The following is a 14,378-nucleotide window of genomic DNA, read 5'->3' as shown; positions in this document are numbered from 1 at the left end:
GGACGGGTAACATACACTGGTTGCATCCGGCAAATGGAGCTCTAAATGGCGACGACGTTGGGACACGACACGGCGGAAGATATTCCCGGGCTCACGACTACGCGCGCCCCGTTCATAGAAGCCGCGCGCGCGCACGGCGAACTGTACATCGAACAGCCGTACGACCTGTATAACGCCGAGAATCACGAGGCGTGGAGGCAGCTGTTCGCACGTATGGGCGACCGGTGGCAGCGCTACGCCAATCCGCGTTTCCTGCAGGGCGTCGAAACGCTCTGCCTCGATCCGAGTGCGGTGCCGCGTCTGGAAGACGTGAACAAGTTCATGGCGCCGCGCACGGGCTTCAAGGCGAAAGCCGTGAGCGGGTATGTCCCGGCCTATCTGTTCTTCGATTCGTTGCGGAAGCGCGAGTTTCCGACGACCATCACCATCCGCGATGCTGGCCGGCTGGATTACCTCCCCGAGCCGGACATCTTCCACGACATCGCCGGCCACGTGCCGATGCACACCGATCCCGCCTTCGCCGATGCGCTGGTACGCTTCGGAGAGGCGGCGCAGACCGCCGTTCATATCGTGAAGCGTATCAAGGATCCGGACGAGCAGGTTCGCCGCACCACGAGCATCATGAAGGCCATGGCGCGGTTCTTCTGGTTCACTGTCGAGTTCGGACTCATGCGTGCGCCGGATGGGAAAGGGGTCAAGGCGTACGGCAGCGGCCTGCTCTCGTCGTACGGCGAGCTGCAGCACAGCATCGAGTCGCCGATGGTGCAGCGGTATCCGATCCAGCTGGAGTGGGTGATCAACCAGTACTTCGAGATCGATCACTACCAGCCGCTACTCTTCATCGTAGAGTCATTCGAACACCTGTTCGAACAGGTCGGCGTGCTGGAAGACTGGATGAAGCAGGGCAAGCTGGACAATGTCTCGCCGGGAGAGCCGGCTCTGTCGGACGTCGACGTCCGCAGCTTCATCGAAGCTTCGGCGTAAGGACGGATCGCACCGTTGTCTGCGCCACGGGAACGGATAAGGGTAGTCGTTGCGGAAGATGATGAAATTGCGCGGCTGATCGCGGGCAGGATGCGCGACGTGATTCGCGCGCGGCAGAAATCGGGCGACCATGCGGTGCTCGGACTTGCGACTGGAAGCACGCCGATCGGTATCTATCGAGAGCTGATCCGGATGCACCGCGACGAAGGTCTGGATTTCTCCGACGTCGTGACTTTCAATCTCGACGAATATTTTGGAGTCGCGCCGGACGACATCCACAGTTACCACCGCTACATGTGGGAGAATCTCTTTTCCCACGTCAACATTGCACGCGAGAACGTGCACATTCCCCGCGGTGACGTTCCGCGCGACGCGATCGACGCCGAATGCGCGCGATACGAGCAGGCGATTCGCGACGCCGGCGGAATAGATCTTCAATTGCTCGGCATCGGGAAGACGGGACACATCGGCTTCAACGAGCCGGGCTCCGGCGCCGACTCCCGGACGCGCATCGTCACGCTCGACACGATCACCCGGCGCGACGCCGCGGCGGATTTCTTCGGTGAGGAAAACGTTCCGACCGAAGCCGTGACGATGGGAGTTGCGACGATTCTCGAGGCGCGGGAGATCGCGCTCGTTGCCACTGGCGAGCACAAGGCCGCGATCGTGCGACGGGCCGCGGAGGGAGAGCAGAGTCCGGACGTTGCCGCGACATATCTGCAGGAACATCCCGACGCGACGTTCTACGTCGATCCTGCGGCGGCCGCGGATCTCACGCGCATTGCGACGCCGTGGCTGGTAGGCGAGGTAAAGTGGACGCGCGATCGCGCGATCGACGCGGTGATCTGGTTGAGCAGGCTCACAGGAAAATCTGTGCTCAAGCTCGACACACACGATTACCGCGAGAACCATCTAAGCTCGCTCGTTGCGCGCTACGGCTCTGCCGGCCCGCTCAACGGCGAGGTATTCAACGCGTTGGTTGCGAAGGTCCGTGGCCGCAGCAAGCTGCCGCACGGACGTCGCATCATCGTGTTCTCGCCACATCCCGACGACGACGTGATCTCGATGGGCGGGATGTTGCACAAGCTGCACCAGAACGGCAACGAGATTCTCGTCGCGTATCAGACATCGGGCAACATCGCCGTCTTCGATCACGAAGTGCGCCGGTACCTTGACTTCGTCGGCCGCATGGATCGCGAGTTCAAGCTGGACGACGCACCGATGCGGAGACTGGTCAATGCCGCGGAGCACTCGCTTGCAATCAAGAAGCAAGGACAAGTCGATTCGGACGAAGTGCAGGCGATCAAGCGCGCGATAAGGGAAGCCGAGGCAGTTTCGGCGATCGAAAGCTTCGGCATGAAGCGGGACCAGGCGCGCTTCCTCAATCTTCCGTTCTATCAGACCGGGAAAGTGCACAAGGCACCTGTTGGCCCCGAGGACGTGCGCATCACTCTCGCGCTGCTCGAGTCGCACAGGCCGGAGCTGATCTTTGTCGCTGGCGATCTGTCCGATCCGCACGGCACTCACCGGATGTGCCTGGAAGTGGTGGAGCGCGCGCTCGCGGAATATTCCGGCGAGGTGCCGGAGCTGTGGTATTATCGCGGCGCGTGGCAGGAATGGACTGTCGCTGCAGCCGATGTGCTCGTCCCGCTGTCCGAAGAAGAGCTGCGCGAAAAGATTCTCGCGATCTTCAAACATCAAAGTCAGAAGGATCGCGCTCCCTTCCCTGGCCAGGACGAGCGCGAGTTCTGGCAACGTGTCGAAGATCGCAATCGCAGCACGGCGGCGTTGATCGACGGACTTGGATTACCCGAGTACTACGCGATGGAAGCTTATGTGGTGCGAAAGCACGGCAAGCCGATCGACGCGCCCGCAGTTCCGACCAGCGCTCTGGGCGACGCGCCGGAGCATTGAGTGAAAGCGCGTACACTGACAAACCATTCTCCATTCAGCAAGACCATGCATCGAGCAAGCAGGTTCGGCATCGCCACAGTTGCGGTAGGTGCGATAGTTGTTACCGCGTGCAGCACCACGGTTCATCCCGTAACGCCAAGCATTCCAGTTGCAAATACTCCAACCAACGCGAGAGTCGTCGCAGGCTTGAATTCGACGCTGCCGGCGCGCATCGACTCGATCATAAACGCGGCGATCGCAGACCACGCGGCGCCTGCAATGGCGGTCGCAATCGGACGCTACGACAATCTCATCTATCTTCACTCGTATGGTCGTCTGACGTACGCGGACACTGCACCGGCAGTGGATGAGCACACGCGCTTCGACGTGGCCTCGCTCACCAAGGTGGTGGCAACGACGACGGCGGCGATGATGCTGGAGGAACAGGGAAAGCTGGACATAAGCCGGACAGTGGCGTCGTACCTGCCGGAATTCAACGCGCCGGACAAGAAGGACATAACAGTGCGGCAGCTGATCACGCATCGCGGTGGATTGGAAGCCTTCGCACCGCTGTGGGCCACGCTCAAGGGGAAGCAGCAGTTCCTCGCTGCGATCAATTCGCGTCCGCTGGCATATCCACCTGGCACCAAGTCGGTCTACAGCGACTGGGACTACGTGCTGATGGGATTCATCGTGGAGCGAATCACCGGTCAGACACTCGACACCTATACCGCACAGCACATCTTCGGACCGCTCGGCATGACCGAGACCGGGTATCGCCCGGATACGGTGGACAGGCGCCATATCGCACCAACGGAAATTGATACGTTGCGAGGCCTCGTGTGGGGCAAGGTGCACGATGAGAACGCGAACGCTATGGGAGGTGTGTCGGGCCACGCGGGACTCTTCTCGACCGCGCACGACATGGCGATCTTCGCGCGGATGATGTTGAATGGTGGAAGCGTTGGATCCGTGCGCCTTCTTGCGCCTACGACGATTGCACGTTGGACCGCGGCGCAGGATCCGGGTTCGAGCCGTGCACTCGGTTGGGACACACCCGCACCGCATTCGAGTGCTGGCCGGTACTTCTCGCCGCGGAGCTACGGCCACACTGGCTTTACCGGCACTTCCATCTGGACCGACCCGGAGCGCGGGGTGTGGGTGGTGCTACTCACCAACCGCGTCTATCCCACACGCAATAATCAGAAAGCTGGGCCGTTGCGTCGCGCGGTTGCGGACGCTGTGCAGGAAGCAGTGATGGACGCGCCGCTGATCGATTGGGAGGCGCTGCATCCGGCAACTCGGCCGGAATGACGCGCGTCATCGCCCGGACTTCACCCCGTCGCGATTTCTCCGCCAATCATTGACCGGTGTCCCGTCATCTACTCTCCGTCACTTCCTGACGGAGAGTAGATCGATACCGACGTAGAACGTTCTCCCCGCGGCCGGATCGAAGTAACGACCGCCGAAGGCGTTGATCGACACCGACGTGTCGTACACCTCATCGAAAAGGTTGCCAATCCCGCCAAACAGCGACGTCGGCCCGACGCGCATCGAGCCACGCAGATTGGTAACGATCGACGCAGGTGCAGATGCGGTGTTCGCGTCGTTGACCATGATATTGGACCGATAGCGCTCCTCGACGGAGAAGAAGCGCGACTCCGGAGCGCCGACATCCAGCGACAGCGATGCAAGGTTCGGGGCCACGCCGGGAACACGGTTGGTCGCGTAGGACGTCGTCGTTGCGCCTGACGCGACCGTGTAGCTCACGTAACGCGCGTCGGTGAACGAGTATGTACCATGCAGCCTCACATCGGGCATGAGCACGGCGGTCGCGCTCGCATCGATGCCGCGGTGCCGAGCGGTGCCGGCGTTGCGGTAGAACTGCCGTCCTGCAGTGGATGCCACCTCGAATGGGATCAACTCGTCATCGATGCGCATGTCGTACGCGGCGAAGTCGTATGACATGAAGCTCGCGCGGCCCTTGATTCCAGCCTCGTGCGAATGGGTGCGCTCCGGCTGCAGCGTCGGATTGAAACCACCGGCCCCGCTTGGACGATTGGCGAGCTCGGTCGTCGTCGGCGTCTGAAATCCGTTGGACACGTTGGTGTACAGAGACAGCAGCGGCGTCACGGCATACGCGACACCCAGAGTGGGGCTCGTGGACGTCATCTTGCGCACGCCCGAATCATCCGGATTGGTGGCGTTGATGAGATGGTCCTGCGCTTCAAAACGAAACTGGTCGTATCGCGCACCGCCCAGAAATGTCAGTTTGCCGGCGGTTGCACTCAGCTGCAGAAATGGCGACGTGCTCGTCACGCGTTCGCGCTGGTCCAGCGTCAATGCGCGGGCGACACCGGCGCTGTTCACCCAGTTGCGCCTGTCGTCCCGCTGCAGGTCGGACTCGCCGCCTATCATTGCTGTCACGTTGCGATCGGCGTTGCCCTGGGTCACGGCGTATGCTGCGCGCACTCCGCCCGCCGCTCTGTGAATGCCGATTATGCTCGTCGGAATGGGGTTGTTGATCGAGCGCGTCAACCCATATGCAGACAGCCGCAGCTCGCCGACTCCGAGTTGCGCGCGTGCAGTGGCACCCACCTGATTCTGACGGCCGCGCTCACCGGTGCGTTGCCTGAAATTGTTCGAGTATGCCTGACGTCGATCGATCTTCAGGAGCGAATCCGAAAGGCTTCCGGGATTCTCGGCGTTGTACTGCACGCCGTTGGCGACAAGCTTGAGCGATATCCTGTCCCAGTCCCATGTCCCGACGGCGTTGACGTGCGCGTTGCGTGCGTGGCTGTACGCACGGTAGCCGGAATAGTCGAGTCTGTCGGCGTTTACGACGTAGCTGCCTCTCCCCTTCATTCCGCCGGCGCCAAGCTGGAATCGCGCGAGTCCGTTGCTGCCTGACATGACGCGCGCGGTTGGTGCAAACGGGACTGGCGGCGGCGGCAGCGTTCGAAACGAGATGACGCCAGCCGATGCGTTTCCGTACAACGCAGATGCCGGACCACGAATAGCCTCCGCCAGGCCGAGCGAGCCCATGTCGATGTTGTTGAGCGCGGATTGACCGTCTGCGAGCGTCGCAGGAATGTCGTCGACCAGCACCCGAACGCCGCGCGTGCCGAACTGCGAGCGTACACCGATGCCACGCACGGAGAGACGTTCACCGATCGCGAAGTTCAGTCTGTCGTCGACCTGAATCCCCGCGACCTGCCCGAGAGCTTCATCGAGTGAAAAGCCGGGTCGCGCAACGGCGATGTCGCGCGCGCCGACCGATGCAACGTTCAGCGGTGCTCTCGTGACATCGAATGGCGTACGAAGCACGGTGACGTGAACCGCCGGCAAGGTGTCGGGTGGCGTGCCCTGCGCGGAGAGTTGCTGCGCGAGAGCTGGAACAAGCGCGGCGATCAGACGGGGGATGAAATGCGTCATGACGCGATGTGTCCGACGCGGATGAGGCGCTGCAGGGTCTTTCATGTCATGAAAGTTGGCGCAGTCGCGAGAATCGACAACTCCGCCGGGACGAGCGGGATAACCGGGTTGACGCCGGCGGCTAGACGTCCTCGTCCGATTCCGCGAGATCTCCGATGTAGAGCGAGACGAGCCACGGAGTGAGCTGGGAGCGGAGCCATAACGCACGTTCCGCTGTGCTGGGCTGGCTCACGTGGTCGGTGGCGAGCCGCACGGCGCCCTTCAGGACCACGAGAATTTCTTCCATCGTCAGCCCGTCGCCCTTCATCGACCGGCCGGCTTGCAGAACCGTCTCCTGCACCTCTTCGGCGGGCGCGCGCAGGTGCAAGTAACGAACTGAAACGTCGCGAACGGATACGAGCTCTGGACGATTGGCCACCTTTTGGCTGTTCCTACGCGCCGAAACGATCGGCGTTCGCGCCAATGTTCGCCGGTGTACGATCCGGCGCCGCTGTCAACAATTTGGTGGTGAAGCGCTGGCCTTCGGCGATCCGCTCTGTTTCGAGTGCGATTGCCTGCACCGCAACCTCGATGCGCTCGAGGCGAGCCTCCAGTGCCGCGTCAGCCGGCCGCTGGCCAAACTCCTTTTTTGCCGATGGGCGATGCAGCCACATGTACATCAGCGCGACCGGAGCTCCGAAAGCCCCGAGGGTTCCGATGATTGCGACCAGCGCTGTTCCTGGATCCATTTCGTAATTACCGGGTGGCGGGCGGTGGGAACCACTGTCCGAATATACGACACGCGCACACAAGACGGGGGTTGCTCCAGCTGTTGCCGCAGGCGCTACGCCGACACGCCGGACTGCCCGATATTCGTGGCCGCCAGATCTTTCGCGAAGACTCCCTTGTACTTGCTGACCTCGCTCCGTTCCAGATCGAGCTCCGGGATATTGCGGCGCGTGAATCCGAATCGCGCAAAGAACTCGGTATCGTTGCTTACGGCGAAGAGGGTCGTGTAGTCGCGCGCTCGCGCGAACCGTTCGGTGGCCGCGACGAGTGCCTTTCCTATTCCGATACCCTGCGCCCCCGGTGCAACTGCAAGCGAGCGCAGCTCCGCCAGGCTGGGCGAGTATTCGTCCAGGTGCACGCAGCCTACGATTTCGCCGTCCCGCTCCACGACGACGAACTCGTGGGCGTACATGGCGATGAATTCTTCGGATCGCGGCAGGAGAGTGCCACTGGGCACGTAGAGGTCGATCAACGCGCTGATCGACGCCGCGTCTTCGGGAGTTGCCTTGCGAGTAATCACGCCCTGAAAATGCGTACGCCCGCAGGGACGCGCCAGTCCCGCCTGCCGCTCATGCCACAGGCCACACGGGTCCCTTCGCCACGATCGGGTCGAAGCACTCGCCCATCAGCCACGGGACGATATTCTCCCGCAGCGCGCGCGCATGGTCCGCCGTATTGGCGCTGACGGTCTCATCCGCAGCGACCTTCACCGCCCCATCGAGGATGGAGAGGATCATGTCCGGCGTCAGACCGGAATCCAGCATCGCACGCGTCGCCACGACGGTGGGCTCGCGAAGGTCGGCAAGGGTTGCGTCGCGCAACATGTACAGCTCGAATATCTCTATTAGAGGTGCGACCTGCGAATCGTGAGAGAGCATCGGCGGGGAGATGAGTCGAGAGCGATGGCCAGCGAATCTCTGCTGCTGGTACCGCTATTCGCAAATCGCTTGCCCGGACGTATGTTCCCCGAACGTAGCCGCTGCCGAGCCGCGCGCTCGCGATCCTACGTATGTTTTTCGTAAGTCCTGTTCTCCCTGTACCCCTCAACCAGAACCACGATGAACACCAAGGTGCGCCATTTCCGCTGGGACAACATGCCAAAGGAGGTCGTGACCGACAGCATCTCCCGCCGGCTGATCACGGGTGACGACATGATGCTCGCCCACGTATATCTCGACAAGGGCGCGATTGTGCCGCAGCACTCGCATCACAACGAGCAGCTGACATATATCCTCGAAGGCGCTCTGCACTTCTGGATCGGCGCGGATGGAAAGGAGGAAGTGGTCGTCAACGCCGGCGAAGTTCTGCACATCCCATCCAACGTGCCGCACCGTGCGGAAGCGCTCGAAGACACGCTCGACGTCGACATCTTCAGCCCACCTCGCGAAGACTGGCTGAACGGGACCGACAGCTACTTCCACAAGAAATAGCGATGGATCTCGGCATCAAGGACAAGGTCGCCCTCGTCACGGCGTCCAGCCGTGGACTCGGCCGCGCGGTCGCGGAAGAGCTGGCGGCGGAGGGAGCGAACCTGGTGCTGTGTGCACGCAGCCAGTCCTCGCTGGACGAAACCGTGCGCGCGATAACCAGGTCGAGCGGCGTAAGAGTCATTTCCGTCGTGGCAGACATTTCCGACCCCGCGGCGGTGGAGCGCATCTGGAACTCCGCGCAAGATGAATTCGGTCGCGTGGACATTCTCGTCAACAACGCGGGCGGTCCGCCCGCCGGTCCGTTCGAGGCGCATCCGCCGTCAGCATGGACCGACGCGTGGCGACTTACATTCGAGAGCGCTGTCAACATGACCCGCTCCGTGCTGCCGGGAATGAAGCAGCGTCTGTGGGGGCGCATTATCAACATCACATCGATTGCCGTCAAGCAGCCGGTGGATAGCCTGATTCTCTCGAACAGTGTGCGAGCAGCGGTTACAGGGTTCGCTCGCACACTGGCGAACGAAGTCGCGACCTACGGCGTGACAGTGAACAACGTAATGCCGGGGTACACGCTCACCGATCGCATCGCGCACCTGGCGGAGAGCAACGCAACGCGGCGCGGCACGACAGCCGAGGCGGAGATCGCGGCGATGGAATCGCAGATTCCCATGCGCAGACTCGGTACACCGAGGGAATTCGCGGCGATGGTCGCGTTCCTGGCGTCGGAGCGCGCGAGTTACACCACCGGAGCGTCGATACCCGTCGACGGAGGCTGGATTCGCTCGCTACTCTGAGATCAGCGTTGCCGCTTCTGCTGCAAGTCCATCGAGCAGGGCTCTTGTGTGATGCGTGCGCGTGCGGTGATTCATCAACGTCACGCGCAGCACCGGTCGCCCTTCGAGGACTGTAAGAGTGATCCATCCCTTGCCCGAACGGTTGTATGCCGCGCGCAAATTGCGATTCAGTGCATCGATGAAATCGGAATCTCGATTGCCTCCGCCGAGGTAACGAAAGCAGAGGATGTTCGACTCCGGCGCATGCAGTGCTTCGAAGTCGCTGCGCGACGTGATCGCATCGTAGAGATCGCGCGTCACGTCGCACAGATGGTCGTACACTCGGCCGATTCCGTCCGCGCCGTAGCGCTGCAACACAACCCATAGCTTCAAGACGTCTGCGCGGCGGGAGCACTGAAAGCTCTCCTTGCCGAGGTCCCACGCACGCGCGCCGGCGCGCTCGTGAAACAGATACGGCGCGCGCTGAGCGAATGCTCGCTGCAGATCCCGATCGTCCCGCATCAACAACATTCCGGTAGCGATCGGCAACAGCATTCCCTTGTGCGGGTCCCATGCAAGCGATCGCGCACGCTCCAGTCCGCGAAGCGCCGCCGCGCGCGACTCCGAGAGGAGCGCCGAGGCGCCGTGTGCACCATCCACGTGCAGCCACACGCCGTGCGCGTCGCAGATTTGACCAATACCAGTGAGATCGTCGAACGATCCCGTGGCGGTCGATCCCACAGTCGCAACGACGGCCATCACTGCCTTTCCCGATGCACGGGCGTCGGCGAGCGCGCGTTCGAGCGCATCGGGATCCATCCGGAAATCGCGCGACGGAATGGTGATGAGACTGCGCACACCCAGTCCAAGCTCGCCGAGCGCGCGGGAGACTGCGTAGTGCGCATGCTCGCCGCAGAGTACGACAGGAGGATTCGCGCCGACTCCGTCGGCCCACGCGTCGGGAATTATCGCATTGCGCGCCGCCAGCAGCGCCGTGAAGGTCGCCTCCGTGCCACCGGATGTGAGGGTGCCGCCGCTGGCCTCGTCCCAACCGACGAGATCCGTCATCCAGCGAATCACGCGATGTTCTATCACGGTCGCGGTCGGAGACATCTCCCAGACCGCGACTGACTGGTTCATCACGCTTATGAGCGGCTCGGTCCACACAGCCGCGGGCAGAGGGGGCGCGACCTGATGGCCCATGTACATCGGATGGTACAGCCGATTGGCGTCCGCCATCACGTCTGTTCGCAGACGCTGCGCGACGTGCCGGAGCGACTGTCCGCCACGCGGCAGCGGCTCATCGAACCGTACGGCTAGCTGTTCCGGCGTGAGCTCGGTCGAGACGGCGCCTGTGCCATCTCGCGTGGAGTCGAAGTATTCTGCAACGAGAGCGACAACCTCGGCGCCAGATTCCGCCTGAGTGTCGCTCTCCAGTGTTTCAAGGATCGGATCCGTCATCCGATCAATCTATCAAAACATCTCTCAGCTCATCTGTCGACTCGCTGCGGTCACCAGTCGCGCCCGCGCGTCGGCACGCTGACGCGGCCCTTGACGTTGGTGTACGACACCGAGCCACTTCCCTTCCTGTCAACTGTGAGATCACCGCCAATCCTGTCGGCATCGACGCTGCCGGAGCCGATCGAGCCCATGTGGAGAGAGCCGGTCACGTCGCTCACGTTGACCCCGCCGGAGCCTGCCTCGCGTACGTCCACCGAGCCGGTCACGCCCGCGATGGTGATGCCGCCTGAACCAGTGGAGACCGTCACGTCCCCATGAACGTTGCGCAACCTCGCGCCGCCCGAGCCGCTCCGCACTTCTGCCGCGCCTCTGACGTCGCTGACCTGTACACCGCCGGATCCCGCGTGGAGGGTGACCGGGCCCACGTTATCGATCTCGGCGACGCCGCTACCGTTGGTGACGTCGAGGCTGAGACTGGGCGGTACTTCGACCGTGAGGTTGATACTGACGTCGTCGTTCCCGAACCAGTCGTTGTCCGGACGATCCGTCCGCACTACAATCGCGTCGCCTTCGCGACGTGCGATCAGCTTGACCGCGTCCATGGCCCGCTGGGAGGAGGCGCGCACCGTAGCTGTTGCGGATACCTGCGAAGCGCCTTCCTTGCCGTTGATCACAAGATGTCCCGATCCGTTCTCGACGCGGATATGCGTCGCGCCTGACGTGGACACGACGGCGTGCAGAGGCACCGAATAGGCACGTTCCTGAGCCCCTGCCCCCGATGCCGCGAGCGTCGTCAGAATAACTGCGAGCCCGATCGGGAATCGGGTAACGACGCAGGCGGGCTTACCGGTAGGTGCGGAGGACATGGTCTTGATGGCTATGGGTGAAAGTTCGGCAGCGATGCGCAAGGACGAGCCAGGACACCTTGCGACCGGCTCTCCAGGGGTAGGATGGTTCACGCGACGAAATGGTTTCCTCAACTAACTTTGGGAAACCTCGACCCAACAAATGAATTCGACCATAGACCTGCTGCTCACACGCAGATCCGTTCCACTGCGCCTGCTCGCCGCACCGGCTCCAACGCCCGCGGAAATCCGTACGTTGCTCACGATCGCCAGCCGGGTGCCCGATCATGGCCGAGTCGTACCCTGGCGGTTCGTGGTGATCGGGCCGGCTGGCGGAGCTCGACTGGGCGACCTGATCGCGACCACGTTCCACACGGACCATCCCGACGCGACGCCGGAACTCCTGGAGATCGAGCGTGGTCTCCTGGTCCGCGCCCCACTGGTGATCGCAGTAATCTCGAGCACGCGCGAGCATCCCAAGGCGCCCGAGTGGGAGCAGATTCTTTCCGCCGGCGCAGCGACGATGAGCCTCGTCGTCGCGGCCAACGCAATGGGATACGGGGCGAACTGGCACACCGAGTGGTACGCGTACGATCGGCGGATCATGCGCGAGCTTGGGCTGAGGGATGACGAGCGGATTGCTGGATTCGTGCACATCGGTACTGCGACCGAGCGTCCTGGAGATCGGCCGCGGCCGCTATTGGACGACGTGGCTGTGGAGTATGGTGCAGACGGCGTCAGTGCGCTGACGCAATGAGCGCGACGCTTACGGCGATTGCTCCTGTTCCACGGTTGCGAGAAATTCATGAATAATTCTCTCCGTCAAACCCCACAGCACGTGGCCGTGCCAGAGAAGACCGCGTACGTGAATCGCGGAGCCGTCGCGTATCGTAACCGGGGTGGTCACCCACGCATCATCACGCTGAAGCTGTTCGACTGGAATCCACCAGGATTCCACTATCTCGCATGACATGGTGACGCGCCTGTCGCCCCCGTATCGAAACACGAAAGGCGCGATGGTTATGGCAGGCGCCGTCATGAAGCTCGGCGTTACGGGGGTGAGCGTAGCAACGCGGGCACTTTGCGACAGGTCGATGCCAGTCTCCTCCAGTGTCTCGCGCCTTGCGGTGTCCTCGAGGGTCGAATCGGCCGGCTCGTGGCCACCGCCGGGCAGCGCCAAATGACCGCTCCAGGGATCCCCGTCAACGGTTGCGCGCCTGATGAGCAGCAAGTCGTCGCCCGCCGCTCCCGGCGAAAGCACAATCGCAACTGCCGCATGACGAACGCTCATACCAACCGAACGACGCACCAAGGGGTCATTCCGAACTGTACTGCGCTCGCGACGGTCGTGGAAGGAGGTCCGGCCTGATGTCGCGCGCTCAACATTACAACGTCCTGCAGGGCTGACCGTACATCTATGGGTTGCAGGGTACGAATTTCGCTGGCGAATGTCAGCGGCGTACACAACACCAAACATTCAAGAGGAATCGACATGCGGCGAATCAACATTGCGGCGTGCTCCCTGGTGCTCCTTGCCGCGGCGAGTGCTCCGGTGATGGCGCAGGGGAACATGGGCGGACGGATGGATCCTTCGCAGATGGTAGAGCGGTCGACCACGCGCCTGCTAACCGGCATCACGCTTACCGCGGCAGAGACCGACTCGGTCAAGGCAATCAACGAGCGTCTTGCGACGGCTGCAAAGGCCGAGACGGGCGGCGACATGCGCGCCAAGATGACCGAGATGCGCACCAATCAGCGCACTCAACTCCGCGCAATCCTCACGCCCGAGCAGCAGGCCGTCTTCGACAAGAACGTGGCGGACATGGACAAGGCGCGCATGAACCGGCCACAGCCGTAGCACACCGTCAACACACAGTAACACCCAGTAACACCCAGTAACAAAAAAGGACCGCACCATGCGGTCCTTTTTTGTTATCACGTACACGACATCACGATGAAGCGATGATCGATCGCACAGTTACCGTGAGCCGCGTTTGAAGATCATCACGGGAAGTGTCCGCATCATGATCTTGAGATCCTCCGCCAGCGATTGCCGCGCGAGATACTCGAGGTCGAGCTGAATCTTGACGCGCACATCTTCGATGGAGGTGTCGTATGAGTGATTGATCTGCGCCCAGCCGGTGATGCCCGGCCGCGCCTGCTGACGTAACTGATACCCGTCGATGTTCTCGCGCAGCTCTGCGAATATGCTGGGCCGCTCCGGTCGCGGTCCGACGATGTTCATGTCTCCCAGCACGACGTTGATGAGCTGAGGCAGCTCGTCCAGACGCGTCTTGCGCAGAAAGTTTCCGACCGGCGTCACACGCGGATCCTGGTGCGCCGCCCACACTGCACCAGTCCCGGCCTCGGCGTCCTGGCGCATCGACCGGAATTTGAGGATGCGAAACGGCCGTCCCCCGACATTCGACCTGCGTCTGTCTTCACCCGGTGAAACGGCTCGGCGACGACGATCCACGCCAACACGGTCCTGCACGTAGAAGACAGGGCCGCGCGAAGTGAGCTTCACCGCGAGCGCGATGAGCAGCATCACCGGAGCGAGCACGATCAGCGCAAGTACGGCAATGAAGACGTTGAGCAGACGATTGAGCGCTTCCGATCGCTGCGCGGCGATGACTCTCTGAGCGTATGCATCGCCAGCCTCCGTTCGATTGGGTGCACTGGCGGGCTCGGACGCAGCGATGGGAGCCGCGTCTCGACGCGGCTCGTCGTCGATCATCTCCGTCTGCTCATCCTGTACAGGATAGGAGTCGGTGTTCATCGCTTACGTA

General features: G+C 62.3%; 16 protein-coding genes. 7 read left to right on the top strand and 9 right to left on the bottom strand.

Annotated features, from left to right (window positions below; all coding sequences use genetic code 11):
- The first annotated feature begins 45 nt into the window (after nt 1-45).
- From V4529_00750 to V4529_00740, 3 genes are read left to right on the top strand one after another with little or no spacing between them, the layout of a single operon-like run.
- Nucleotides 46-984, top strand: a complete 939-nt coding sequence (locus tag V4529_00750; protein MES2356854.1) for a phenylalanine 4-monooxygenase — start codon at nt 46-48, stop codon at nt 982-984.
- A gap of 15 nt (nt 985-999) precedes the next feature.
- On the top strand, nt 1,000-2,898 hold the full coding sequence (gene nagB, locus V4529_00745; protein ID MES2356853.1) for a glucosamine-6-phosphate deaminase: 1,899 nt from the start codon (nt 1,000-1,002) through the stop codon (nt 2,896-2,898).
- Nucleotides 2,899-2,943: 45 nt separating this feature from the next.
- On the top strand, nt 2,944-4,191 hold the full coding sequence (locus tag V4529_00740) for a serine hydrolase (protein MES2356852.1): 1,248 nt from the start codon (nt 2,944-2,946) through the stop codon (nt 4,189-4,191).
- Between the two features lie 78 nt (nt 4,192-4,269).
- Here V4529_00740 and V4529_00735 read toward each other — a convergent pair whose 3' ends face one another.
- The 5 genes from V4529_00735 to V4529_00715 form a co-directional block, all read right to left on the bottom strand.
- Nucleotides 4,270-6,312 carry a TonB-dependent receptor gene (locus tag V4529_00735; GenBank protein MES2356851.1) on the bottom strand — a complete coding sequence of 681 codons (2,043 nt, stop codon included), beginning with the start codon at nt 6,310-6,312 and terminating at the stop codon, nt 4,270-4,272.
- Between the two features lie 121 nt (nt 6,313-6,433).
- Nucleotides 6,434-6,730, bottom strand: a complete 297-nt coding sequence (locus tag V4529_00730; GenBank protein ID MES2356850.1) for a hypothetical protein — start codon at nt 6,728-6,730, stop codon at nt 6,434-6,436.
- Nucleotides 6,731-6,743: 13 nt separating this feature from the next.
- Entirely contained in the window at nt 6,744-7,040 is a 297-nt protein-coding gene (locus V4529_00725) for a hypothetical protein (GenBank protein MES2356849.1), read from the bottom strand.
- A gap of 95 nt (nt 7,041-7,135) precedes the next feature.
- Complete coding sequence (locus V4529_00720) at nt 7,136-7,600, bottom strand: GNAT family N-acetyltransferase (protein MES2356848.1); 465 nt, start codon at nt 7,598-7,600, stop codon at nt 7,136-7,138.
- Nucleotides 7,601-7,649: 49 nt separating this feature from the next.
- Nucleotides 7,650-7,958 carry a hypothetical protein gene (locus V4529_00715; protein MES2356847.1) on the bottom strand — a complete coding sequence of 103 codons (309 nt, stop codon included), beginning with the start codon at nt 7,956-7,958 and terminating at the stop codon, nt 7,650-7,652.
- A 180-nt stretch (nt 7,959-8,138) separates the two neighbouring features.
- Here V4529_00715 and V4529_00710 point away from each other — a divergent pair, with 180 nt between their 5' ends.
- Nucleotides 8,139-8,510 carry a cupin domain-containing protein gene (locus V4529_00710; protein ID MES2356846.1) on the top strand — a complete coding sequence of 124 codons (372 nt, stop codon included), beginning with the start codon at nt 8,139-8,141 and terminating at the stop codon, nt 8,508-8,510.
- A gap of 2 nt (nt 8,511-8,512) precedes the next feature.
- Nucleotides 8,513-9,304, top strand: coding sequence for an SDR family oxidoreductase (locus V4529_00705; GenBank protein MES2356845.1), 792 nt, complete (start codon nt 8,513-8,515; stop codon nt 9,302-9,304).
- Here the strand turns inward: V4529_00705 and V4529_00700 are convergent.
- Both V4529_00700 and V4529_00695 read right to left on the bottom strand, forming a co-directional pair.
- Nucleotides 9,296-10,744, bottom strand: a complete 1,449-nt coding sequence (locus tag V4529_00700; protein MES2356844.1) for an aspartate aminotransferase family protein — start codon at nt 10,742-10,744, stop codon at nt 9,296-9,298. The genes V4529_00705 and V4529_00700 overlap by 9 nt on opposite strands.
- Nucleotides 10,745-10,794: 50 nt before the next feature.
- The gene (locus tag V4529_00695; GenBank protein MES2356843.1) at nt 10,795-11,610 is read right to left on the bottom strand and encodes a hypothetical protein; all 816 of its coding nucleotides are present in this window, start codon (nt 11,608-11,610) and stop codon (nt 10,795-10,797) included.
- A 142-nt stretch (nt 11,611-11,752) separates the two neighbouring features.
- Between V4529_00695 and V4529_00690 the strand changes: the two genes are divergently transcribed.
- Nucleotides 11,753-12,346 carry a nitroreductase gene (locus V4529_00690; GenBank protein ID MES2356842.1) on the top strand — a complete coding sequence of 198 codons (594 nt, stop codon included), beginning with the start codon at nt 11,753-11,755 and terminating at the stop codon, nt 12,344-12,346.
- A gap of 9 nt (nt 12,347-12,355) precedes the next feature.
- On the opposite strand, the gene V4529_00685 is transcribed toward V4529_00690, so the two are convergent.
- Nucleotides 12,356-12,880 carry a CoA pyrophosphatase gene (locus V4529_00685; GenBank protein ID MES2356841.1) on the bottom strand — a complete coding sequence of 175 codons (525 nt, stop codon included), beginning with the start codon at nt 12,878-12,880 and terminating at the stop codon, nt 12,356-12,358.
- Nucleotides 12,881-13,081: 201 nt separating this feature from the next.
- Between V4529_00685 and V4529_00680 the strand changes: the two genes are divergently transcribed.
- Nucleotides 13,082-13,447, top strand: coding sequence for a Spy/CpxP family protein refolding chaperone (locus V4529_00680; protein ID MES2356840.1), 366 nt, complete (start codon nt 13,082-13,084; stop codon nt 13,445-13,447).
- Between the two features lie 120 nt (nt 13,448-13,567).
- Here V4529_00680 and V4529_00675 read toward each other — a convergent pair whose 3' ends face one another.
- Nucleotides 13,568-14,368, bottom strand: a complete 801-nt coding sequence (locus V4529_00675; GenBank protein MES2356839.1) for a sugar transferase — start codon at nt 14,366-14,368, stop codon at nt 13,568-13,570.
- Nucleotides 14,369-14,378 lie beyond the last annotated feature (10 nt).

Source organism: Gemmatimonadota bacterium (assembly GCA_040388625.1).
Taxonomy (GTDB): Bacteria; Gemmatimonadota; Gemmatimonadetes; order Gemmatimonadales; family Gemmatimonadaceae; genus Fen-1247.
Note: the sequence above shows the minus strand (reverse complement) of the source record. Positions and strands in the feature narration are given on the sequence as shown.